Annotated in this window: 20 protein-coding genes; 12 read left to right on the plus strand and 8 right to left on the minus strand. The window is 60.8% G+C overall.

What is annotated here, in order from left to right:
- The 4 genes from BLW69_RS13630 to BLW69_RS13645 all read right to left on the minus strand — a co-directional run bounded on the left by BLW69_RS13630 (window position 1) and on the right by BLW69_RS13645 (window position 4,198).
- A complete protein-coding gene (locus BLW69_RS13630; protein ID WP_092662652.1) occupies window positions 1-1,314 on the minus strand; it encodes a cytosine deaminase in 1,314 nt (437 codons plus the stop codon).
- Window positions 1,314-2,108 carry an ABC transporter permease gene (locus BLW69_RS13635; protein WP_092662654.1) on the minus strand — a complete coding sequence of 265 codons (795 nt, stop codon included), beginning with the start codon at window positions 2,106-2,108 and terminating at the stop codon, window positions 1,314-1,316. The genes BLW69_RS13630 and BLW69_RS13635 overlap by 1 nt, the downstream gene beginning before the upstream one ends.
- Window positions 2,108-2,866: an ABC transporter ATP-binding protein gene (locus BLW69_RS13640; RefSeq protein WP_244508833.1), complete on the minus strand. Its 759-nt coding sequence runs from the start codon at window positions 2,864-2,866 to the stop codon at window positions 2,108-2,110. Before BLW69_RS13640 ends, BLW69_RS13635 begins: the two co-directional genes overlap by 1 nt.
- A 315-nt stretch (window positions 2,867-3,181) precedes the next feature.
- Entirely contained in the window at window positions 3,182-4,198 is a 1,017-nt protein-coding gene (locus tag BLW69_RS13645; RefSeq protein WP_092662657.1) for an ABC transporter substrate-binding protein, read from the minus strand.
- A 178-nt stretch (window positions 4,199-4,376) separates the two neighbouring features.
- On the opposite strand from BLW69_RS13645, the gene BLW69_RS13650 reads away from it, so the two are divergent.
- Window positions 4,377-5,330: a LysR family transcriptional regulator gene (locus BLW69_RS13650; protein WP_092663422.1), complete on the plus strand. Its 954-nt coding sequence runs from the start codon at window positions 4,377-4,379 to the stop codon at window positions 5,328-5,330.
- A 12-nt stretch (window positions 5,331-5,342) separates the two neighbouring features.
- On the opposite strand, the gene BLW69_RS13655 is transcribed toward BLW69_RS13650, so the two are convergent.
- A complete protein-coding gene (locus BLW69_RS13655) occupies window positions 5,343-6,143 on the minus strand; it encodes a creatininase family protein (RefSeq protein WP_092662659.1) in 801 nt (266 codons plus the stop codon).
- Window positions 6,144-7,036: 893 nt separating this feature from the next.
- On the opposite strand from BLW69_RS13655, the gene BLW69_RS13665 reads away from it, so the two are divergent.
- The 4 genes from BLW69_RS13665 (at window position 7,037) to BLW69_RS13680 (ending at window position 12,201) form a co-directional block, all read left to right on the plus strand.
- Window positions 7,037-8,653 carry an ABC transporter substrate-binding protein gene (locus BLW69_RS13665; RefSeq protein WP_092662663.1) on the plus strand — a complete coding sequence of 539 codons (1,617 nt, stop codon included), beginning with the start codon at window positions 7,037-7,039 and terminating at the stop codon, window positions 8,651-8,653.
- A gap of 72 nt (window positions 8,654-8,725) precedes the next feature.
- Window positions 8,726-9,676, plus strand: coding sequence for an ABC transporter permease (locus BLW69_RS13670; RefSeq protein WP_092662664.1), 951 nt, complete (start codon window positions 8,726-8,728; stop codon window positions 9,674-9,676).
- Entirely contained in the window at window positions 9,676-10,518 is an 843-nt protein-coding gene (locus BLW69_RS13675; protein WP_092662666.1) for an ABC transporter permease, read from the plus strand. The genes BLW69_RS13670 and BLW69_RS13675 overlap by 1 nt, the downstream gene beginning before the upstream one ends.
- 3 nt (window positions 10,519-10,521) lie before the next feature.
- Window positions 10,522-12,201 carry an ABC transporter ATP-binding protein gene (locus BLW69_RS13680; protein WP_092662668.1) on the plus strand — a complete coding sequence of 560 codons (1,680 nt, stop codon included), beginning with the start codon at window positions 10,522-10,524 and terminating at the stop codon, window positions 12,199-12,201.
- Between the two features lie 64 nt (window positions 12,202-12,265).
- On the opposite strand, the gene BLW69_RS13685 is transcribed toward BLW69_RS13680, so the two are convergent.
- On the minus strand, window positions 12,266-13,729 hold the full coding sequence (locus BLW69_RS13685) for an aldehyde dehydrogenase family protein (protein WP_092662670.1): 1,464 nt from the start codon (window positions 13,727-13,729) through the stop codon (window positions 12,266-12,268).
- A 252-nt stretch (window positions 13,730-13,981) separates the two neighbouring features.
- Here BLW69_RS13685 and BLW69_RS13690 point away from each other — a divergent pair, with 252 nt between their 5' ends.
- Window positions 13,982-14,836 carry a GNAT family N-acetyltransferase gene (locus tag BLW69_RS13690; RefSeq protein ID WP_092662672.1) on the plus strand — a complete coding sequence of 285 codons (855 nt, stop codon included), beginning with the start codon at window positions 13,982-13,984 and terminating at the stop codon, window positions 14,834-14,836.
- Between the two features lie 118 nt (window positions 14,837-14,954).
- Window positions 14,955-15,434, plus strand: a complete 480-nt coding sequence (locus tag BLW69_RS13695) for an Lrp/AsnC family transcriptional regulator (RefSeq protein ID WP_092662674.1) — start codon at window positions 14,955-14,957, stop codon at window positions 15,432-15,434.
- 53 nt (window positions 15,435-15,487) lie between these two features.
- Here BLW69_RS13695 and BLW69_RS13700 read toward each other — a convergent pair whose 3' ends face one another.
- Window positions 15,488-16,531, minus strand: coding sequence for a tartrate dehydrogenase (locus tag BLW69_RS13700; protein ID WP_092662676.1), 1,044 nt, complete (start codon window positions 16,529-16,531; stop codon window positions 15,488-15,490).
- A 162-nt stretch (window positions 16,532-16,693) separates the two neighbouring features.
- Between BLW69_RS13700 and BLW69_RS13705 the strand changes: the two genes are divergently transcribed.
- From BLW69_RS13705 to BLW69_RS13725, 5 genes are all read left to right on the plus strand, one after another.
- Window positions 16,694-18,148: an NAD-dependent succinate-semialdehyde dehydrogenase gene (locus tag BLW69_RS13705; RefSeq protein WP_092662678.1), complete on the plus strand. Its 1,455-nt coding sequence runs from the start codon at window positions 16,694-16,696 to the stop codon at window positions 18,146-18,148.
- A 21-nt stretch (window positions 18,149-18,169) separates the two neighbouring features.
- Complete coding sequence (gene argE, locus BLW69_RS13710) at window positions 18,170-19,321, plus strand: acetylornithine deacetylase (protein WP_092662680.1); 1,152 nt, start codon at window positions 18,170-18,172, stop codon at window positions 19,319-19,321.
- Between the two features lie 26 nt (window positions 19,322-19,347).
- Window positions 19,348-20,562, plus strand: coding sequence for a M20/M25/M40 family metallo-hydrolase (locus BLW69_RS13715; protein ID WP_092662682.1), 1,215 nt, complete (start codon window positions 19,348-19,350; stop codon window positions 20,560-20,562).
- A 67-nt stretch (window positions 20,563-20,629) separates the two neighbouring features.
- Window positions 20,630-21,556: a 2-hydroxyacid dehydrogenase gene (locus tag BLW69_RS13720; RefSeq protein WP_092662684.1), complete on the plus strand. Its 927-nt coding sequence runs from the start codon at window positions 20,630-20,632 to the stop codon at window positions 21,554-21,556.
- A gap of 150 nt (window positions 21,557-21,706) precedes the next feature.
- Window positions 21,707-22,555 (plus strand): GNAT family N-acetyltransferase, encoded by an 849-nt coding sequence (locus BLW69_RS13725; RefSeq protein WP_092662686.1) that lies wholly within the window; start codon window positions 21,707-21,709, stop codon window positions 22,553-22,555.
- Window positions 22,556-22,646: 91 nt separating this feature from the next.
- Here the strand turns inward: BLW69_RS13725 and BLW69_RS13730 are convergent, their stop codons facing one another.
- Entirely contained in the window at window positions 22,647-23,000 is a 354-nt protein-coding gene (locus BLW69_RS13730; RefSeq protein WP_092662688.1) for a cupin domain-containing protein, read from the minus strand.
- Window positions 23,001-23,010: the final 10 nt, after the last annotated feature.

Below are 23,010 nucleotides of genomic sequence, written 5' to 3' on the forward strand. Positions count from 1 at the left end.
CTAAGCTCCAAGAAGTGGGTCAAGTTCGCGGTAATCCGGCAGGCTGCGGTCGATGCCCATGCCATTCCGCATCACGATGCGGTCGGCCTGCGGACGGGAAAGAAATTCGCTCCAGCGACGGGCGCTGAAGATGACGAGATCGGCGCGGCCGCCGACGGCGATGCGGCCATGGTCGGGGCGCTTCAGGATGTCGGCGGGTGTGCGGGTGACGACGCGGGCGGCGGTGTCGAGCGGATGGTCGAGATGGATGATGCGCACCGCCTCGCGGAAGACCTCGACGGGGTCGAGATCGCCATAGGCGTAGAAGGGGTCGCGGGTGTTGTCGGAGGAGACGGCGGTCGCGATACCGGCGGCAGTGAGCTCATGGAAGAGGGTGACGCCGCGTTGGCGTGGCGTGCGGCCTGGGTGGCGATCCTGCAGATACATGTTGCACATCGGAAGGGAGACGACCGAGAGGCCGGCCTCGGCCACCAGATCGATGGTGCGCCTGGCCAGGTCGTCGTCCTGGCGGGCGAGTGAGCAGCAATGGCCGACGGTGACTGAGCCCTCGAAACTATTGCGGATTTTGGCTTCCGCGATGGTCTTCAGGGTCAGGGTTTCCTTGTCCTGCGTCTCGTCGACATGCAGATCGATGTCGAGGCTGTTTTCGGAGGCTGTGCGGAAGAGGATGTCGAGTTTTTCGTCGAGGCCCGGCATCAGATAGGTGACGCCGCCGAGCACTCCCTTGTGGTTGACGATCACCTCGACCAGATCCTTGAAGAAGGTCTCGTCGGTGATCTGGTCGAAGGGGAAGAGAGCGGCGGCCTGCAGGTCGACCTTGCCGGCCCAGGCCTCTCGCACCTCGAAAAACACCTCAAAGGAGATGCGGTGCTGGGGCGCCAGGCTGTCGAGATGGGTTCTTATCAGGCTGGTGCCGTGGGCGTATGCCGTGCGCAGCGAGAATTCCATGCGGGTCTTGACGTCGGCAGCCGACCACCTGGCTTCCCGGTCGGCTTTTACGGCCTCCAGCGCGCCCATGAAGTCGCCTGTCGGGTTCGGCCGGCGGTCCCAGATATGGCCTTTGTCGAGATGGGTGTGCATGTCGACAAAGGTCGGCCAGACCATGCCGTTTCTGAGATCGGTCGAGGGCAGGCCGGATGGGGCGGTGCCGGGCTTCAGGATTGCCTCGACATTGCCATCGGCAACGATGATGTCGGCGCTGATCAGGCCCTCGCAGGCGGGCGCCTCGACGCCGTCGACGCAGATCTGCGGCAGCGTCGCATTGGCAAGGACGAAGCGCTTTGCGGCAGGGAGGGCGGTGACCGGGCTCGACATCAGTTTTCTCGTTTCAGGCTGCTCTCGTGCCAGCGATGAAGCGCCAGCCAGGAAATGAAGGAGGTTATGGCAAAAATCACGACGCCGAGGCAGGAGAGCAAAGACAGGGCCGCGAACAGGCGGGGAATGTTCAGACGGAACTGAGCCTCAAGCAGGCGGAAGGCAAGACCGGAGCCGGCGCCGGCCGAGCCTGCCGCAAATTCGGCAACGACGGCGGCGATGAGCGCCAGGCCGCCGCCGATCCGGAGGCCGGTCATAAAGTAAGGGAGCGAGGCCGGCAGTTTCAGATAGAGCAGCGTCTGCCAGCGGGAGGCGCCGTAGAGGTCGAAGAGATTGAGCAGGTTGTGATCGACGCTCTTCAGGCCCTGAACCATGTTGGAGAGGATCGGGAAGAAGGCGACGAGGAAGGCGCAGATCAGCAGCGCCACTTGCGTCGAGGGCGAATAGATCAGGATCAGCGGAGCAATCGCGACGACCGGGGTCACCTGCAGGATGACAGTGATCGGGTAGAAGGCAATCTCGATCCATTTCGACTGGACGAGGGCAACGGCAATGCCGACGCCGCCGAGAAGGGCGAGGCCCAGCGACATCAGGGTGATCTTGGTGGTGACCCAGAGCGCCGGCGACAGCGTGCCCCAGTCCTTGAACAGGGCGCCGGCAATCGCGATCGGGCCGGGCAGGATATATTGCGGCACGCCCGAGACCCAGACGCCGACCTGCCAGAGCACGATCAGCAGGCAGACGACGAAGATGGGGACAAAGATCTTGGCGAGGGTTTCAGCCGGTCCGGTCATCAGTGTTCCTCCCGGCCGATCGCTTCGAGCAGCGTCCTGGAAACGGTTTCGCAAGCCTGCCGATACTCCTCGGAAGTCCTGTAAAAGGCGTCGCGGTCGAGGCTGGTCTGTAGCGGGAAATCGGCATGCACGCGGCCGGGGCGCGCCTTCATGACCACGATGCGGCTCGAGAGATAGGCACTTTCGAAGACGGAGTGCGTGACGAAGATGACGGTGATGCCGGTCTCCTTCCAGAGGGCCAGCACATCGTCGTTGAGCTTTTGGCGGGTGATCTCGTCGAGGGCGGCGAAGGGTTCGTCCATGAGGAGGAGCCTCGGCTTGGTGACGAGCGCGCGCGCAATCGACACGCGCATCTTCATGCCGCCGGAAAGTTCGCGCGGATAGGCGTCGACAAAGTCTTTGAGGCCGACGCGGTCGAGGGCGGCCAAGATATCGGCTCGGGCGGCGGCCTTCGAAATGCCGCGCAACTTCAAAGGCAGGTGGACATTGCCGAATACGGTCGCCCAGGGCATCAGCGTCGGCTCCTGGAAGACGAAAGAGATGTCGCCGTCGGGCAGGCCCTTGGAGTTGATGCGCGAGCTCGGCCAATCGATCGTGCCGGTCGTGGTGTCGCCCAGGCCGGCGATGATCCGGAGCGCTGTGGACTTGCCACAGCCTGAGGGGCCGAGCAACGAGACGAATTCGCCACCGTCGACGGTGAGCGACATGCCGGTCAGCGCGACTGTGCCGCTGGAGAAGACCTTTGACACGTCCTTCATCACCAAGAGCGCCCGGCGCTGTTTGGGAGGGGGCGGAGTGATTGGGTCTATCTCGGCCATGCGATACTCGATTTGAAGGAATGCTGATCGGCGTCTCCAGCGGGCAAAATTCCCCCTCTGGCCTGCCGGCCATCTCCCCCACAAGGGGGGAGAAAACTTGTGGCAAGGCCCTGCCCAAACGGAACATCGACGGCAGGGGCCGGGTTAAGGCCTCCCCCTTGTGGGGAGGGTTGGGAGGGGTTTTCTGTCAGTTGGCAGTGATCACCCCCACCCGCAGCTTTGCTGCGACCTCCCCCCTCAAGGGGGAGGTGGAGATCACTTCTTCAGAGCCATTCCAACGCCCTTGCAGACGAACTTTGTGGTGTAGGCCTTCTTGTAGTCGAGGTCGGCCGGCTGGACGGCGATCTGGACCATGGAGTCAAAGAAGGCCTTGTATTTCGCGTCGGTCATGCAGCCGATGCCCTTCTCCGTCGCTTCGCCTGACACAACGATGCCGTATTCCTTCATCTTCTTGATCGAGTATTCGATCTGACCATCCGTCATTTCCGGATTGTCCTTCTTGATGAGGTCGTTGGCGGCCTTGTTGTCGCCGTAGAGGTATTTGTACCAGCCCTCGGCCGAGGCATCGACGAAGCGCTGCACGACATCAGGCTTGCTTTCGACCATGGTCGTCGTGGTGGTGATCATCGTGGAATAGGGGTTGTAGCCGTTGTCGGCGAGCAGGAAGACCTTTGGTGCCCAGCCGGCCTGTTTCTCGATCTCATAGGGTTCCGAGGTCAGGTAACCCTGCTGGGCGGACTTCGGATCGGTGATGAAGGGGGCCGGGTTGAAGGTATAGGGCTTGTACTTCTCGTCGGTGAAGCCGGAAAAGTTCTTCTTCATCCACTCGTAATAGGTGACGTAGCCGTCCTTGCCCATGAAGATCGAGTTGAGCTTAACGAGGTCCGCGAACTTCTCGATGCCCTGGTCGGGATGGGCGAGCAGGACCTGCGGGTCCTTCTGGAAGATCGCCGCGACGTCAATCAGCGGGATGCCTTCCTTGACGGCGTCCATTTCACCGAGCGGGCTTCCCATGTAAAAATCGACCTTGCCGGCGATCAGCAGTGCACGGTTGGCGGCCTGCGGGCCTCCCTGCACGACGGTGACTTTGAGGCCATGTTTTTCATATGTGCCATCGGCCACGGCCTGGTAAAAACCGCCGTGTTCGGCCTGGGCCAGCCAGTTGGTGCCGTAGCTGACCTCGTCGAGGGCAAAGGCCGTCGTGGTTGCGGCCAGCGATGCGCTGAGGCCGAAAAGGGCGAGAAGACTGGTCTTGGTGAGCGTGTCGCGCATTGGTCGTTCCCCTGTTCGTTCCGGGTCCCGTTTTCGGGCTTCCTTTGGCGACATTTGATCGGCTGCCATGCGTCTTGAAAAGCATCAAAATTCGCCCGCATCGATGCTTTTTTTGCACTGCTCCGCTGATTACTGCATAGTGAAGCGGCATGGCTATTTTTTGCGCAGCGGAGGTCTCGTGCTTCACTCTCGAAAGCTCATCTATATCAATGAAATCGTTCGTTGCGGCTCCATCCGAAAGGCGGCTGCGCGGCTCAACGTCGCTTCCTCAGCAGTGAACCGGCAGATCCTCGTGCTGGAGGAAGAGTTGGGGGCGCCGATCTTCGAGAGGTTGCCTAAGGGTTTGCGGCTGACGGCTGCCGGCGAGCTCTGCATCGAGCATATCCGCGACGTGCTGAAAAATTACGAGCGGCTGGAGGGCCGGCTGCGCGGCTTGAAGACGCCACAGATTGGCAAGGTGTCGCTGGTGACGACCGTGGGGCTGGCCTCCGGGCCGCTGCCGGCAATCCTGTCGGGCTTTATCGCCAAACATTCGCGCGTGCAGATCAAGCTGCGCAGCGATGGCGGGGTGACGACGATCAATCCGGTGCTGACAGGCGAGGTGGATGTCGGCCTCGGCTTCAATATTCCAGCGACGCCCGGTATCCGGACGCTTGCCAATTTCGACGTACCTGTTGGCGTCGTGCTGCCGCCGGGGCATCGGCTGGCGCTGGAGGAGGGGCCGATCGATCTTGTGGAGGTGGTGCAGGAGCCGCTGATCCTGGCGCAATCGGGCACCAGCCTGCGCAACATTATCGATCTGGCGCTCGCGCCGCTGCCGCTGCCGGTCGATCCGGTGGTCGCGACGAATTCATCCGAGTTGATGAAGCATCTGGTCAAGGCGGGCACCGGGCTGACGCTGCTAAACCCGCTTGATGCGGTGGCCGAATGCCGACGCGGCGAGCTCGTCTTCCGTCCGCTTACCGAGGCGCATGTGCGACATCAGCCGATGAAACTGTTTGCCCGGGCGCGGGCACCGCTCGATTCAGCCACCAGCCTGTTCATCGAATATCTGATGCAGGAATTGCTTGTCCTGGTGCAGGACCTGAAGGACCGCGGCCACATCCCTGAAAGTATCCGTGCAACAGCATGACGGTTCGTGGCCTCAGCCGGGCGTATAGAGGTTCGACAGAGGGTAGGCGGCGATGTCGCGCAGGAGTTCGATGAAGCCTGCCACCTGATGTTTGCAGATCGCCTCGCCCTTTTCCGCCGTGCCCTTGGAGGCGTCGCCGACCACGCCATGCGGGTTGAGGTCATGGGCGATCCAGGCCAGCGAATGGGGCGGCAGGGGCGTGAGGAATTTCGAATTGGCCCGGATTTCCTCGGCCTTGGACACAAAGTTCTGCGCCTTGTCCATGCGCACCAGGTCGGGGCGAAAATGCTGCATCAGCGAGGTCTCGACCTCGCCGCCGTGAATACCGTAGCGGCTTTCGTGCTCGGAGATCATGCCGTCGGGATTGCCGAAGCGGCTCCATTGCGTGGAGACGACGGCCATCTGGTGGCGGACGCGGAGTTCCCGGGCGACGATGCTCATGACATCAACATTGCCGCCGTGCGAGTTGACGATAACGAGCTTGCGGATGCCGGCTTCCGCCACCTTTGCGCCGATTGCCGTCCAGGCGGGGATCAGGATTTCCGGGCCGAAGGACAGGCTGCCGGGACCATAGACATGTTCGTTGGCCTTGCCGATTTCCTGGGTCGGCAGGACGAGGAAGTCGAGGTCATCGGGGCGCTGGGTCTTCAATTCGGCAAGCATGCCATTGGCGATTGCAACATCAGTGGCGATTGGCAGGTGGGGGCCATGCTGTTCGGTCGAGGCGATCGGAAGAATGGCGACCGTCGTCTCGGCCGAAAGCGAGGCGAAATCATAGGTCGTCAGTTCGTTCCAGAAGAATGGTCTGGCCATGGCCTTGCCCCGATTTGTGTCCTTATCCCGTTCGATAGGGCAAATATGCAGTGCGCGAAAAGCATCATATTTCGCTCGCGGCGATGCTAATTTGCGCTCGCCGGGCTCGAGATCGGGAGGATCCTGGCACCAGCGGTGCCAGGTCAATGTTGGTAGGTGCGCTTTCAGCGTGCTGGTTGCATGTGCCGGGCCGCTTTGAAGTTCGAATTTACAAGTTTCAATAGCACTAGGTCCCCGCAACCAAAATCATTCAAAACGAACCCGTAGCTCATGATGCGGGTGTCTTGTGTTGTGGGAATAGTGACACGAACGATCGGCATCAGACGCTGCTTGGCTTCTTCCTCGCCATTGTACGGGCAAGAAACAGCCGTTTGCGGTCGCTACCTCGACATGTTCAGGTCGAATTGCTGCTTCAGCTTGGCGATCTTTTCCTGATAATTGTCCGCCGGCATGCCGCTAAACATCGTCTCCTCCGGGAGTCTCACAAACACGGTCATGCGGTCTTCCCCCGTTGCGAAGATGCCACTCTGGGTGAAGTTCCAGGCGATGTGAAAGCCGATGCTCAAACAGAACCGGTGTGTTGCGGATACCGTTGGGAGGCTTGTTATAATACTTCAGCCTCACAGGTTTCCACCAGCGCCGTGTCGCCAAGTACACTTTATGATTGCGCAGCTTTGCCTGCTGAACGCGAAGTGCAACGCACAGCACACAACGCCTGTACGCCAGCATTTCGTGAAATATTATGCGGTCCACGCGGCAAATACCGCGCAACAGCCATCCTGAAGCGGGCAATAGTGGCTGAAGCGAGAATTCCTGCCTTTCGTAGGCTCTGTGAGGGCCTCAAATGGTTCGAAAAACGCTGATAAACCGATAATAAAGGGAACAGCATCGTCATGACACATCAGTTCGATAAGTCCCGCTGGAGCCGCAACGACGACAGTGCAGTTGAAAACGCCATTCGTCGCGGCGCGACCCGTCGCGATCTGCTTCGCATGCTCGCTGCCGGCGGCGTTGTCGCCGCAACTGCTGGCACGTTCATCGGTTCAGCACGAAATGCTGTCGCCCAAACGCCCAAGAAGGGTGGCGCGTTGCGCTTGGCGCTCAACTCGACCTCGACCGCCGATACGCTCGATCCGGTCCGCGCCTCGGCGCAGGGCGATTACATGCGCATGTCCACCTTCTACAACAAGCTGACGGTGCTCGATAACTCGCTGACGCCACAGATGGAGCTGGCGGAAAGTTTTGACACCACGGACGCCAAGGTCTGGACGATCAAGCTGAAGACCGGCATCACCTTCCACAACGGCAAGACGATGGATTCCGCCGACGTGGTCTATTCGCTCAGCCGCCATGTCGACCCGAAACTGACCTCGCGCGCCAATGCGCTGGCCAAGGCAATGATCAAGATCGAGGCCCTCGACAAGACCACGGTGCGCATCGAACTCGACCAGGCGAATGCCGACCTTCCGGCCATCCTAGGCACCTATCATTTCGTCATCATCCCGGAGGGCACCTCGGATTTCACCAAGGCTGTCGGCACCGGTCCCTATATGACTGAAGTTTTCGAACCCGGCATCCGCACGGTCGGCAAGCGTAACCCGAACTATTTCAAGTCAGATGCGGCTTATGTCGACAGTATCGAGATGTTCGGCATCCCGGATGAAAATGCCCGCGTCAACGCGTTGCTCTCCGGCGATATCCATATCGGTGCTTCGATGGATGCCCGCTCGGCGCCGCTCGTGAAGGCCAACCCCAATCTTCGGCTGATGGTCGCTCCCGGCGGCAGCTATACCAACCTCAATATCCGCATGGATATGGAGCCGGGCTCCAAGAAGGACTTCATCGACGGCGTGCGCGCGCTCATCAACCGCGATGCCATCAACCGCGCCGTCCTGCGTGGCTTCGGCGAACCGCATAACGACCAGCCGATCCAGCGCGCCAGCCGCTATTTCAATGCGGATGTCGTCGCGCCGGCCTTCGATCCCGAGCGCGCCAAGCATCATTTCGAAAAGGCCGGCCTTTTAGGCGTCGGCATTCCGTTGATCTGCTCGGACGCTGCCAAGGCTTCGCCCGACATGGCGATGGTGCTGCAGCAGGATGCCGCCAAGATCGGCGTCAAGATCGACGTGCAGCGCATGCCGGCCGATGGATACTGGTCGAACCAGTGGATCAAGGCGCCGTTCCACTTCGGCAACATCAATGCCCGCCCGACCGCGGATATCCTGTTCTCGCTGCTCTACAAGTCGGACGCCGCCTGGAACGAAAGCCGCTACATCAACCCAAAATTCGACCAGATGCTGCTCGAAGCGCGCGGTTCTCTGGACGAAGCCAAGCGTAAGCAGATCTACGGTGAGATGCAGGCTATGGTGGCCAAGGATGCGGCAACCATCATCCCGGCCTATATCGCTAGCGCCGATGCCATGAGCACCAAGGTCGGCGGCCTCAATCCACATCCGCTCGGCATGCTGCAGGGCTATAACATTGCCGACACCGTCTGGCTCGACGCCTGATCGATCATGGCGCGCGGGATACCGCGCGCCTTTTCTGCGGGATTTCCAGACTGAGCGAGAGGCACAGCCTATATGAATAAACGCATCCTTGAGATGATCGGCGGGCGATTGGCGGTAGCCGTTCTGTCGCTGTTCCTCGTGTCGCTGGCGGTCTTCTTCATCACGGAGTTGTTGCCCGGCGATACCGCACAGGAACTGCTTGGCCAGGCTGTGACGACGGAAGCCGCAGCCCAGCTTCGCGAAACGCTCGGTCTCGATCGTCCGGCCATCCTGCGTTATTTCGAGTGGATCTTTGGGCTGCTGACCGGTGATCTCGGTTATTCGCATGTCTCTGACCGGCCGGTTGCCAACCTCGTTGCCGAACGCCTACCGAACTCTCTCACACTCGCTGCCATCACCATGGCCATCACCATTCCGCTAGCGCTCGGTCTCGGTATCGTCGCCGCCATCTGGAGGGGTTCAATTTTCGACCGGGCGATCTCGTCAGCTGCGATTATGCTCGTTTCCTTCCCGGAATTCATGATCGCCACGCTGCTGGTGATGTGGCTGTCCGTCTACATGCAATGGCTGCCGGCTTTGTCCTTCATCCCGGCAACGGCCGATTTTCGCACCATCGTGCTCGCCTTCATCATGCCGGTTTCCGTTCTGGTGTTCGGCAGCTGCTCGCAAATGATCCGCCTGTCGCGCGCGGCCATCGCCGATGCGATGGCGACTCCTTATGTGGAAATGGTCGTGCTGAAGGGCGCTTCGCGCGGCCGCATGGTGCTGCGCCATGCGCTGCCGAACTCGGTCGCGCCAATCGTCAATTCCGTTGCGCTCAGCATGTCGGGCCTTCTCGGCGGTGTGATCATCGTAGAGACGGTGTTCAACTATCCAGGCCTTGCCAAGCTGATGGTTGATGGTGTCTCGACGCGCGACATGCCGCTCATCCAGACCTGCTCGATGATTTTCTGCGGCTTTTATCTCGTGCTGATCACTGCAGCCGATATCATCGCCATCCTGTCCAATCCGAGGTTGCGCTGATGACCGTTTCCGCTGCACCACGACGCAAGATCCGCATGCATATTCGCCCGATCGCTGCCGTCTGCTTGGCTGTCGTCCTGTTCTGGACGATCGTCGCGATGTTTGCACCGCTGCTGGTTCACTACCCTGTCGGCGACATGGTCAGTTACGATTATTTTGGTCCGATGAGCGGTGAATACTGGCTCGGCACCGATTACATCGGTCGCGACATCTATTCCCGCCTGATCGTCGGCGCCCGTTATACGATCGGCATCGCCTTTGTCGGCCTGATCCTTGCGGCGCTGATCGGCATCACGCTCGGCCTGCTGGCTGCCGCTTTTGGTGGCCTGTTCGACATGGTCCTCAGCCGCGCCATCGACACGTTTGTCGGCATTCCAAACCTGCTTCTAGCGCTGGTCATCGTCGCCGGCGGCGGCTCCAGCATCCCGATCCTGATCTTTGCCATCACCATCATCTTTTTCCCCGGCTGTTTCCGCTTCACCCGGTCGATGGCAGTCAATGTCAATGCGCTCGATTTTATCTCGGCGGCGCGTGCACGCGGGGAAGGCCATTTCTATGTGATGATCCACGAGATCCTGCCCAATATCGTCGGACCGATCATGGCGGATCTCGGCCTGCGTTTCGTCCACATCATCCTGCTTCTGTCGGGTCTCAGTTTTCTCGGCCTCGGCGTGCAGCCACCTTTCGCGGACTGGGGCGCATTGGTGCGCGAAAACATGATCGGCATTTCCTACGGATCGCCAGCCGTGGTCGTGCCGTCGCTGGCTCTGGCCAGCCTGGCGCTCGCCATCAACCTCCTGATCGACAACCTGCCACAGCGCATTCGCGACCAGCTGGAGTAGACCATGACCATTCTTTCAAAAAACGTGGGCGACACGCTGGTCAAGGTCGAAGACCTCAGAGTGACCGCGACCACTGACAGCGGTCGAAAAATCGAGATCCTCAAGGGTGTGTCCTTCGATGTCCGGCGCGGCGAAGTGCTGGCACTGATCGGTGAATCCGGCTCTGGCAAAACCACGATCGCTTTGTCGCTGCTCGCCTATGCTCGCTCCGGCTGCTATTTTTCCGGTGGCCGTGTCCTGCTCGATGGTGTCGACCTGGTTGGGCTCGATGAGAATGCCCGTCGAAAGCTGCGCGGCAACACGGTGTCCTACGTTCCCCAAAGTGCGGCGGCGTCGTTCAATCCGTCGAAAAAGATCATGGATCAGGTGGTCGAAGTCGCCGAGATCCACGGCATCATGGACAAGGCGGCTGCGCGTAAGAAAGCGATTGGCCTGTTCCGTAGCCTGTCGTTGCCATCACCGGAAACCATCGGCGACCGTTATCCGCATCAGGTCTCGGGCGGCCAGTTGCAGCGCTTGGCCGCCGCCATGGCCCTGCTTGGCGATCCCGAACTGGTCGTTTTCGACGAACCAACGACCGCGCTCGACGTCACCACCCAGATCGAGGTGCTGAAAGCCTTCAAGGCCGCCATCCTCGATCGTGGCATGACCGGCGTGTATGTCTCGCATGATCTCGCGGTTGTGGCGCAGATTTCCGATCGCATCATCGTCTTGAAGGATGGTGAGGTTCAGGAAGCCGGCGAGACAGAACAGATCGTCGGCGCCCCGGCACATCCCTATACGCAGGCGCTGATTTCGGCTTTCGAGCCGGTGGAACCGGAAGCTGCAGGCTCGCGCCCCGGCAACAGCGTCGTTCTGGAAATGCGCGATGTCGTTGCCGGTTACGGTCCTGTCAACAGCGACGGCCGGCCGCATATCGTTGCTGTCGACGGCGTTAGCCTTACCCTGCAACGAGGCCATTCGCTCGGCGTGATCGGCGAATCCGGCTGCGGCAAGAGCACGCTCCTGCGGGTTGCCGCAGGTCTGCTGCCGGCCGCAACGGGTGCCTGCATTCTCGATAGCAAGGAACTGCGCCCGCAGGTCAGCGCCCGCAGCAAGGACGAACTGCGCAAAATGCAGATCGTTTTCCAGCTGGCTGACACGGCGCTTAACCCGGCTCAGACGGTCGGCAACATCATCGGCCGCCCTTTGACCTTCTACCACGGCATGAAGGGCGAAGCGGGCGACAAGCGGGTCATCGAGCTTCTCGACATGGTGCGCATGCCGGCGCAGTTCCGTCACCGGCTTCCGCGCGAACTGTCGGGCGGTCAACGCCAGCGCATCAACCTTGCCCGCGCGCTTGCCGCCAAGCCGGATGTGCTACTCTGCGATGAAATCACCTCAGCGCTGGACACTGTCGTAGCCGCCAAGGTTCTCGAACTGTTGAAGGAGTTGCAGCGCGAACTGCATCTTTCCTACCTGTTCGTCAGCCACGACATCCACACCGTGCAATCGCTTTGCGACGAGGTAGTGGTGATGTTCGGCGGCAGGAAGCTGGAAACCTTTGCCGCCGCTCACCTGCATGCAGAGGCGCGCCATCCCTATACGAAACTGCTGGCCTCTTCGCTGCCGACGCTCGATCCGACATGGCTCGAAAATTTGCAACAGGACCCGGAACTGGTGCGCAAATTCGCCCACGCGTGACGCTTGGAAATACAGCCCAAAGACAAATGGCCCGGATCGCTCTGGACCATTCTCGTTCGAACGATCAGAGATCGATCAGCACCGACTTGGTGCGCATCGCCCCCATATAGGCTTCGCGGCCGAGATCCTTGCCGAGGCCGGAACTCTTGTAGCCACCGGTCGGCAGGATCATGTCGCGTGAACGACCATAGCGGTTGACCCAGACGGTGCCGGCTTCCAGCTTGCGCGACATACGGATTGCCCGCGACAGGTCGCGGGTGAACAGGCCCGATGCCAGACCGTAGGTCGGGTGGGTGGCGAGTGCTGTTGCTTCTTCCTCGGTTTCGAATGTCTGGATGCTCAGGACCGGTCCGAAAATCTCTTCCGTCACGGCCGGGTTGGTTTCATCGACACCGGCCAGAATGGTCGGCGCATAAAAATAACCCTCCGATTGCATGCGGCAGCCGCCGGCCACGACTTCCGCACCCGCAGATTTGGCGGCATCGACGATGGCTTCGATGCGGGCGATCTGGGTCTCGGAAATGATCGGGGAATACGTGGTGTCGGCATCCCATGTCTTGCCAGGCCGCATCGCCGCCATATGGCCGGCGATCTTGGTGGCGAGTTCTTGCGCCACTGATTTCTCGGCGATCAGGCGGGATCCGGCGACGCAGACCTGGCCGGCATTGCCGGTGATTGAGCGGGCGATACAGGCGGCGGCGAGGTCGATATCGGCATCGGCAAACACCACCTGCGGGCTCTTGCCGCCAAGCTCCAGCGTCATCGGCTTGATGCCGGTGCGGGCGATATCCTGCATGATCTGCGCACCGGCGCGGGTGGAGCCGGTAAAGCTGACCTTGCCGACCAGCGGATGCGTGGTGATGGCAGTCCCGGTCACCGGGCCATCGCCGAGCACGACATTGACGAGACCGGCCGGGATGCCGGCGCGCACTGCCAGTTCGGCGAGATACAGCGTCGAGAACGGCGTCATTTCCGATGGTTTGATGACAATGCCATTGCCGGCGGCAAGCGCTGGGCCAAGTTTCCACGCGGCCATGGACAGCGGCACGTTCCAGGGCGCGATCGCGCCGATCACGCCATAGGGTTCATGCAGGATCATGCCCATCTGCGCGCCGGCGGTCGGAACGACCTGGCCACCTTCCTTGTCGGCAAATTCCGCGAAAAAGCGGATATGGTCGGCGCAGTTGACCACGTCGCTCTGGCGCGCCTGGGTGATCGGTCGGGTCGAGCAGACGGCTTCCAGCTGTGCCAGATAACCGGCTTCCTCATCGATCAGGTCGGCGAAGCGCCGCAGGATGCGCGCGCGATCCCGCGGCATGCAGGTCGCCCAGTCGGATTCGCGCTGAACGCGTGCCGAAATCCGGATTGCCTCATCCACCAGCGCCGCGTCGGCGACCGGAATAGCGGCCAGCGGTTTGCCGTCGCTCGGGCGCCGGATTTCCAGCGCGTCCGCGCCCTCGACATAACGTCCGTCGATAAAATGGCCCTTCGGCAGGCGAAGCGTGGCGGGATCAAAGGAGAGCGTCATGCAAGGTCCATCCGTTTTTCAAGCGATCGGCCGAGGATGTGTGCTCGACCGTAATGCCGACAGGTTACCGGAGGATGGATGGGCATTTGTGCCGTATGGACCTCAGGGGACCGAAGATACTGCGCATTTGGCGCCCTGCCCAAGAAACTCGGCAGAAGAAAATGATGCGCAGCCACGGGTAAAGCGCGGAATATGCTGCGATACCTCTCTAGAGTGTTATTCTGTCAGAAGCGGCGGTGAGCGGATAGCGGCATGGAAACGAGAAAAATCGACAATTTCGAGCTTCAGCTCGTTCCGATGGCGGAGGAGCATATTCCTCGGTTGCACGAGCTTTCGATCGCCGTGAACTGGCCGCATCGCCCCGAGGACTGGGCCGTGGCACTGGCGCTCGGCGAAGGTGTCGTCGCTTTTGACGAGATCGGCCGCCCGGTCAGTTCGGCCATGCTGTTTCCACTCGGCGAAGGTGTCGCGAATATCGGCATGGTCATCACCTCGCCGCGCCTGCAGAACCATGGCGCCGCCCGGTGGCTGATGGATGAAATGCTGCAGCGGACAAAAGGCAAGGTACGGCGGCTCAACGCCACCAAGGCCGCCTACAATCTCTATCTTTCGATGGGTTTTCAGCCATATGCGCTTGTGCTTCAGCATCAGGGCACCGCAATTGCCTTGCCGGGCGAAGATACGCGGGTGCGGTCCATGACCGACGCCGACAACGGCGCGATCATCGACGCCGACCGTCGCGGTTTCGGCTCCGACCGCAGCCATGTCGTCGAACATCTTCTGCCGCTGTCGGAGGCGACGGTGCTGGAGGAAAATGGCAGGATCAATGGTTACGCCCTGTGTCGCCGTTTCGGCCGTGGCCATGTGCTCGGCCCGGTCGTGGCCGCCAGTGAAGAGGATGCCATCGCCTTGATCCGCCCGCTCATTGCGGCTCACGAAGGCAATTTCCTGCGCATGGATACGCGCCATCCGAACGGACCGCTGCAGGCAGCGCTTGAACAGGCAGGTCTCGTCCTGTTCGATCACGTCACCACAATGCAACTGGAGCCGATCGGCAAGATGCCGGAACTGACAGTGTATGGACTTGCTAATCAGGCATTGGGATAGGATTTGCCGCGCCAACCTCCACCGGTGGAGAGACGTGACTTCTGCTCTGGCTGGATCGCAAACTCCCCGATATCATGCACGCGATGGCCGGATGGCCGGATAACGCAAGGGTACAGACGTGAAGCTTGACCGCATCGACATTCGGATTTTGCACGAGTTGCAGAAAAACGGACGCCTGACGAATGTCGAACTTGCCGACCTAGTTCACCTGTCGCCCAGCCCCTGCCTGATGCGGGTGAAGAAGCTGCAGCAGGTCGGCTATATCACCGGTTATTCCGCCCATATCGATCTGGCAAAACTCGGGCCCACCGTCACGGTGTTTACCGAAGTTACGCTCAGCAACCATCGCCAGAACGATTTTTCGCGCTTCCAGCAAGCAATAGAAAAGGTTGAAGAGGCGATAGAATGCCACCTTATCTCCGGTGGCTATGACTATTTGTTGAAATTCGTGACGGCCAGTATTTCCGACTATCAGGAATTGATGGAGCGTCTGCTTGAGGCCGAGATCGGCATCGACAAGTATTTCAGCTTCATCGTGATGAAATCACCCTTCGTGAAACACCACCTGCCGCTGCGCACCCTGTTTCCCGAGTCTTGAAGATGAATCCGCCCGCCAGTCGGACCGGCAGGCGCTCGTCCTGTCGTTGCTGATCAGACGATGCGGTCGCTGACCGCCCTAGTAATTTCGTCCGTCGAATTCTGTCCGGGTGTCGTGCCGATGCCGGCTGCCGTGTTCGCCTCGATGGCCGCCATGACCCGAGCGGCCGATGCGGTTTCGCCCAGATGTTCCAGCATCATCGCCGCGGACCAGATGGCGGCGATCGGGTTGGCAATGCCGAGATGAGCGATATCCGGTGCCGAACCATGGACAGGTTCGAACATGGACGGGGCAGAGCGGTCCGGGTTGATGTTGGCAGACGCCGCAAAACCCAGCCCGCCCTGGATGGCAGCACCGAGATCGGTAAGGATATCGCCGAACAGGTTGGAAGCCACAACGACATCCAGTGTTTCCGGCGCCATCACGAAGCGGGCAGCAATCGCATCGACGTGATAACGCGACACCTCGATATCCGGATATTCGGCGGCTAGCTGATCGGTGACCTCGTCCCAGAACACCATCGAATATCTCTGGGCATTCGACTTTGTCACCGATGCCAGTTTGCCGCGCCGTTTCCGGGCCTGCTCGAAACCGAAACGCAAGATTCGCTCGACGCCCTTGCGGGTAAAGATCGAGGTTTCGACCGCCACTTCATCGGCCGTGCCCTGATGCACCCGGCCGCCAGCACCGGAATATTCACCCTCCGTGTTTTCCCGGATGCAGAGAATGTCGAAATTTTCAGTGCGCAACGGGCCGACCACGCCCGGCAGAAGGCGATGCGGTCGAATGTTGGCGTACTGGGTGAAATTCTTGCGGATGGGCAAAAGCAATCCGTGCAACGAAACCGAGTCCGGCACTATCTGCGGCCAGCCGACGGCACCGAGCAATATGGCATCGAATGCGCGCAATGTCTCAATGCCGTCTTCCGGCATCATCCGTCCGGTCTTGAGAAAAGTGTCGCAGGACCAGTCTAACCAGGTGCCGTCCAGCTCCACGCCATCGAGCGCGCAGGCCTGTGAAATCACCTGCCATGCGGCCTGAGTGACCGGTGTTCCGATCCCATCGCCGGGGATCAATGCAATCTTGTGGGCACCCATCCATGTCTCCTCATGTCTTTGTCGCAAGGGTCGCAGACCTGTCCGTGATTTGCTGCCGGTCTTTTCGACGAGCGCAGCATATTCTGCCCGGCGCTGGAAAAGAACCGCATGATCGTTCGCGCCCGACGTTGCACATATGGATCAAGACGAAAGGATGTTTTCATGCTTGGGCTTTCTGATACCTCTCTTTTCCAGACCGGCTTCCTGATCGGCGGCGAATGGCGTGATGCGTCGGACGGCGCACGTATCTCGGTGGTCAATCCCGCCGATGGACAGGTGATCGCCGAGGTGCCCGACTGTACGGCCGGGGATACGGCGCAGGCGATTGCCGCTGCGCAAAAGGCCCTTCCCGAATGGCGCGCCCGCACGGCCGCAGAGCGTGCGAAACTTCTGGAACGCTGGTCAGCGCTGCTTGTCAAGCACACGGAAGATCTGGCACGCATCCTGACGCTCGAACAGGGAAAGCCGCTTGCCGAAGCGCGTGGCGAAATCGCCTATGGCAATGCCTTCATCAAATGGTTTGCCGAAGAGGCCCGCCGGATCGGCGGCAGCACTATCCCGTCGCCGACAGCCGGGCGCCGCATCATGGTGATGAAGGAAGCCGTCGGCGTCTGCGCCATCATCACACCGTGGAATTTCCCAAACGCGATGATCACCCGAAAGGTCGCGCCGGCACTGGCTGCCGGCTGCACCGTCGTCATCAAGCCCTCCGACTTCACACCGTTGTCGGCGCTCGCGCTTGGCGTTCTGGCCGAGCGGGCCGGAATCCCGGCCGGTGTCATAAATGTGCTGACAGGCAAGCCGGAGGCGATCGGTGGCGTGCTGACCTCCAGCCCTGTGGTGCGCAAACTGTCCTTCACAGGCTCGACCCGCGTCGGTTCGCTGTTGATGCAGCAATGCGCCGGCACAGTGAAGCGCCTGTCGCTGGAACTCGGCGGCAACGCGCCGTTTATCGTGTTCGATGACGCAGATCTCGATCTCGCCATTGAAGGTGCGTTGCAGTCGAAATTCCGCAATGGCGGCCAGACCTGCGTCTGCGCCAACCGCATTCTTGTCCAGGCCGGCATTTACGACGCCTTCTCGCAAAAGCTGGCGGCACGTGTGTCCGCAATGAAGGTCGGCGATGGCCTGACGGATGGCATGGATATCGGCCCGATGATCAACTCGGCCGCCGTGGAGAAGATCAACCGCCATGTCGCAGATGCGCTCGCCAAGGGTGCCAAGGTCATTTCCTCGGCGGCTTCTAGCGCAGAGGGCGCGCAGTACGTGACCCCCGTGGTTCTGAGCGGCGCGACCACGCAGATGATGCTCGCCCAGGAAGAAACCTTCGGGCCTGTGGCGCCGCTTTTCCGTTTCGAAACGGAAGAAGAGGCGATCGCGATTGCCAACGACACGCCTTTCGGTCTCGCGTCATACTTCTACACCCGCGATCTGGCACGAGCTTTCCGGGTCGGTGAGGCGCTGGAGACCGGCATGGTTGGGTTGAACACCGGGCTGATCTCGACCGAAGTCGCCCCCTTCGGCGGCATCAAGCAGTCGGGCCTCGGGCGGGAAGGTTCGCAACTGGGTATCGAGGAATATCTCGAGACCAAGACCTTTCATATCGGCGGACTGTAATTGACAAAGATGGGGACGCGGATGTCTGTGCAGGAAATACTCTCCGATCTGGTCGCCATCCCGTCACTTCCCGGCACGCCAAATACTGTGGTGACCGATTGCCTACGGTCACACCTGTCGCATGACGGCATCGACGTGACGGTTCTGCCGGGACCGGAAAGCGACCGCGCCAACCTGTTCGTAACAATAGGTCCGCGCGGCAAGCCGGGTTACATCCTGTCCGGCCACAGCGATGTCGTGTCGGTCGACAATCAGGTCTGGGCATCCGATCCGTTTCGGCTCTCCGTAAGTGGAGAAAAAATGACTGGACGCGGCACCACCGACATGAAGGGTTTTCTTGCCTGTATTCTGGCCATGGTGCCGGAGTTTGCCGCCATGCCCCTGCGCCGCCCGGTGCATCTGGCGTTTTCCTATGACGAGGAGATTGGCTGTCGCGGCGTCGGCCACATGATTGCCCGGCTCCCGGAGCTTTGCGCCCCACCGGTGGGCGCCATCATCGGCGAGCCGAGCGGCATGCGGCCGGTCTTGTCTCACAAGGGCAAACAGTCGCTGGAGCTGCACTTTACCGGCAAGGCGGGTCACTCTTCCAAACCGGCGCTCGGCGAAAATGCCATATATGCCGCAGCCGACATGCTGGTGCATATCCGTGAGATGGCGCAATCAATGGAAAGGGATGGGCCTTTCGACCAGCGGTTCGCACCGGCTCATTCTACCTGCCAGGCCGGCGTGATACACGGCGGCGCTGCCGTCAATATCATTCCCGACAGCGCCGAAATCCAATTCGAAGCGCGCGCCATACCGGGCATTGATCCGCGTTCGCTGAGCGTCTCGATTATCGACCGTATCGACGCGCTGAACGCCGAAGCGAAGGCGGCAGGGCGCAATCTGTCGGCCACATGGCGTGAAACCTCTAGCTATCCAGCGCTGCCGCCCTGCGAGGATCGCGGGTTTGTCGCGCTGATGGAGCGGCTGAGTGGCAACCCCTCGGTTCAGGCCGTCAGCTACGGCACCGAGGCTGGGCTGTACCATCAGGCCGGCATCCCATCGATCATCTGCGGGCCCGGCGATATCGGGCGGGCGCATGGGCCGGACGAATTCATTCTTCTGTCCGAATTGCAGGAATGTCTGACGATGCTGCGCAGGCTCGGTGCAGAATTGTGTCGCGACGTCTGACGCCAGATTCTCAAGAAAGCCATTTCATGACCAATCACATTACCCGCAAAGTGCTCGACCACGCCGGTTTCAAGAGTGCACTTACCCATATCGATGCTGGCTATGACCGGTTCGTCGACGAACTGATCACGCTGACCGAGATCCCCGCTCCCCCCTTCAGGGAAGAGCGCAAGGCCGCCGCCTATCTGGAAATGATGCAGGAAGCCGGGCTGGAAGAGGCCGCACGCGACGAGATCGGCAATGTCTGCGGCCTGATCCGCGGCACCGGCAATGACGGTTATCTCGTCGTGGCCGCACATCTGGACACGGTCTTTCCCGAAGGCACCGATGTTACCGTTCGCCGTGAGGGCACCAAACTTTTCGCACCGGGCGTCGGTGACGACACGCGCGGCCTTGCCGCCAACCTGACACTGATGCGCGCCATCAAGCAGTCCGGCATACGCCCGAAAAAAACGATCCTGTTAGTCGGTGATGTCGGCGAAGAGGGCAAGGGTGACCTGCGCGGCATCCGCCATCTGTTTACGGAAGGCCAGTATCGAGACCGCATCGACGGCTTCATTTCCGTCGATGGCCCGGAAACGGCGCGCATCGTCAATCAGGCGGTCGGCTCCTATCGTTACCGCGTGACCTTCAATGGTCCGGGCGGCCATAGCTATGGCGCGTTCGGCACGGTCAATCCGGCCTATGCCATGGCCGAAGTGCTGACGGGGCTTTCGGAACTGCATTTGCCGACGGAACCCAAAACCACCGCGACCCCTTCCGTCTTCGGCGGCGGCACCTCGATCAACGCGACGCCCGAAACCGTGTGGTTCGAACTCGATCTGCGCTCCGTGTCGCAAACCGAGCTTGACCGCATCGATGGCGAATTCCATGCCCTGCTGGAAAAGGCGGTCGCTGCCGAAAACGCCCGTGCCGACATCTCTACCGGCAAGGTAACGGTCGAGGCCATGCGCATCGGCCACCGCCCCGCAGGCGCCGTTGCCGACAATGCGCCAATCATCACGTCGAGTCTCGATGCGATCAAGGCTTTCGGTTTCGAACCGCGCCTGACGGCATCGTCCACCGATGCCAATATTCCGATCAGCCTCGGCGTGCCGGCGGTCTGCATCGGTTCCGGCTCGGGTGTCGGCGGCCGTGCCCACTCGCTCGAGGAATGGATCGACGTGGATCGTGAACCGCAACTGCGCTCACTGCATGCGCTTTTGGCTGTGATCCTCAGCATTACCGATCTGGAAGATTGAGCCAGGTCATATGGTTTATTGCTGTCCGCCCAAGGCGGGCAGCCCTGTGCACCTAACTGGAGAAGCAATGACCTTTCAGATCCTGTCCTATCCCGGCCGTGTAGAAACGTTCCGCAAGATTTTTGGCCGCGATATGCCGGAGGTCGGCTTTGCGGGCTCGGTGGAAGAGGCTGATCCGGCCGATGTGCGTTATCTGATGGCCTGGACATTTCCGGACAATCTCGCAAGGCGTTACCCCAATCTCGAATTGATCTTCTCGACCGGCGCCGGCATCGACCAGATGACCGCCGTCGATATCCCGCCGGGCGCAAAACTGGTGCGGATGATCGAGGAGGGCGTTACCACGCTGGTGCGCGATTATGTGGTGATGGGCGTTCTCGGCCTGCACCGCGACCTGCCGGCCTTTCTCGCGCAGCAACGGCAGGAAATCTGGAAGACCCGCGATTTCGTCTGGCCTGACGAGCGGCAGGTCGGCATTCTCGGCTTGGGCGAACTCGGCATGGCGACCGTCAATGCGCTGCGCCCCTTTGGTTTCAAGCTGGCTGGCTGGAGCCGCACCGCCAAAACCATCGACGGCGTCGATTGCTACCACGGCGCCGATGGCCTGCGCGACATGCTGGCCGGAACCGATATCCTCGTCTGCCTCCTGCCGCTGACGGATGAAACGCGCCATATCCTCGATGCGACACTTTTCGCACAATTGCCGAAGGGTGCCGGCCTCGTGCATGCGGGCCGTGGCGGCCATCTCAATCAGGACGCACTTCTTGAAGCACTCGACAGCGGCCATCTCGCCGGTGCGTTCGTGGATGTCACCGATCCCGAGCCGCTGCCGGTCGGCCACCGTCTGTGGTCGCATCCGCATGTTGTGCTGACACCGCATATCGCCGGCCACAGCCGCCCGGAAAGCGCCGCCGAGGCGACCATCACCAACATCCGCCGGCATCTGAACGGCGAACTGCCGAAGGGGCTGGTCGATCCGAAGCACGGATATTGATCCGGATGGTCGGGTGTCGCACATGCCTTGTGGCAGCAACGTTCGCAGCACGTTCGAGACTTGGCAGAAAATGCGGCAACGGCATCCATCCCCGGCGACCTGCAACTGCCGCCTCATGCGAGGATCGGATGTTATCGCAGTGGAGGCTTCATGCAGACCGTTACCGCTTCTGACATCAACATCGTCGACCTCGGACCTCCCGATGCAGTCGAGGCGCAGCGTCTGTCCCAGCAGGAAGCCTGGCCGCATCGTCTGGAAGATTGGCAGTTTCTGCTCGAAATCAGCCAGGGTTTTGGCGCGGTGTGTGATGGCAAACTGATGGGAACGGCGCTGCTCACGCCTTACGGTGATACGGCGGCTACCTGCAACATGATCATTGTCGATCCGGCAATGCGCGGCCTTGGTGTCGGGCGCCGGCTGGTGGAAAAGCTGCTGGAACGTGCCGGTGGTCGCGAATGCCGACTGATCGCCACACAGTCAGGTCTGCCGCTTTATGAGAAACTCGGTTTCGTCGCGACCGGCGAGATCCGTCAGTATCAGGGCATTGTCAGCGCTGCCTCCATTGATGCCGAGGTCGCTGAGGTGACGTATGCCGACTTACCGGAACTGATCGCATTCGATACGGCAGCCCAGGGCCTCGACCGCCGCGCCTTGATGGAGCTGTTGATCGAGGAAAAGCCCTTTCTGCTGTCGCGGGATCAAAACGGTCTGCGCGGTTTTGCCTCCTGCCGCCCGTTTGGACGCGGCCACATACTCGGGCCGCTGGTTGCGCGAGACGAAGAAGCTTTCAGGACGCTGCTTGCAGCCTCCATCGCACGCCATGACGGAAAGTTCCTGCGTGTGGATCTTACCGATGCGGCGGCGGATGTCGCGCTGGTCGAAGCCGCGGGCCTTGCCCATGTCGGCGGCGGTATCGCAATGACCCGGCCCGGCGCACAAGGCGCCACCCCATACGGCGGCGGGCGTGTCTATGCGCTGGCCAGCCAGGCGCTGTGTTGATTTTTCTTCGATAGTGCAGTGATCAAAAAAGACCCGGAGACAGCGATGTTTCCGGGTCAAGTCGTTGGGGATTCTGCTGCGTGGGTCGGCTTCAGCCGACGATGACGTAGATTTTGCGCACGGTTTCGATGGTCTTCCAGATGCCAACATAACCTGGCTTCATCATGAAACTGTCGCCCTTGCGGAAAATGCGCGGCTCCTGGCCCTGTTCAGTCAGTTCGATGACACCTTCTAGCAGGTGGCAGAACTCGAACTTCTCGCCTTTGATGGAATGGTTTGAACCTGGCGTGGCTTCCCAGATACCGGTGATCACTTCACCGTTGCGGGCATCCTCGAATGCCCATGTGCTGTAGGTCGGATCACCCTCCACCAGCTTTTCCGGGTCGCATTTGCGTGTCACCGGCGTGCCGAGTTTCGACTGGTCGAATTTGATGAGAAGGCTCATGTCTTGCTCC

It is taken from the genome of Rhizobium sp. NFR12 (assembly GCF_900108545.1).
GTDB classification, from domain to species: domain Bacteria; phylum Pseudomonadota; class Alphaproteobacteria; order Rhizobiales; family Rhizobiaceae; genus Neorhizobium; species Neorhizobium soli.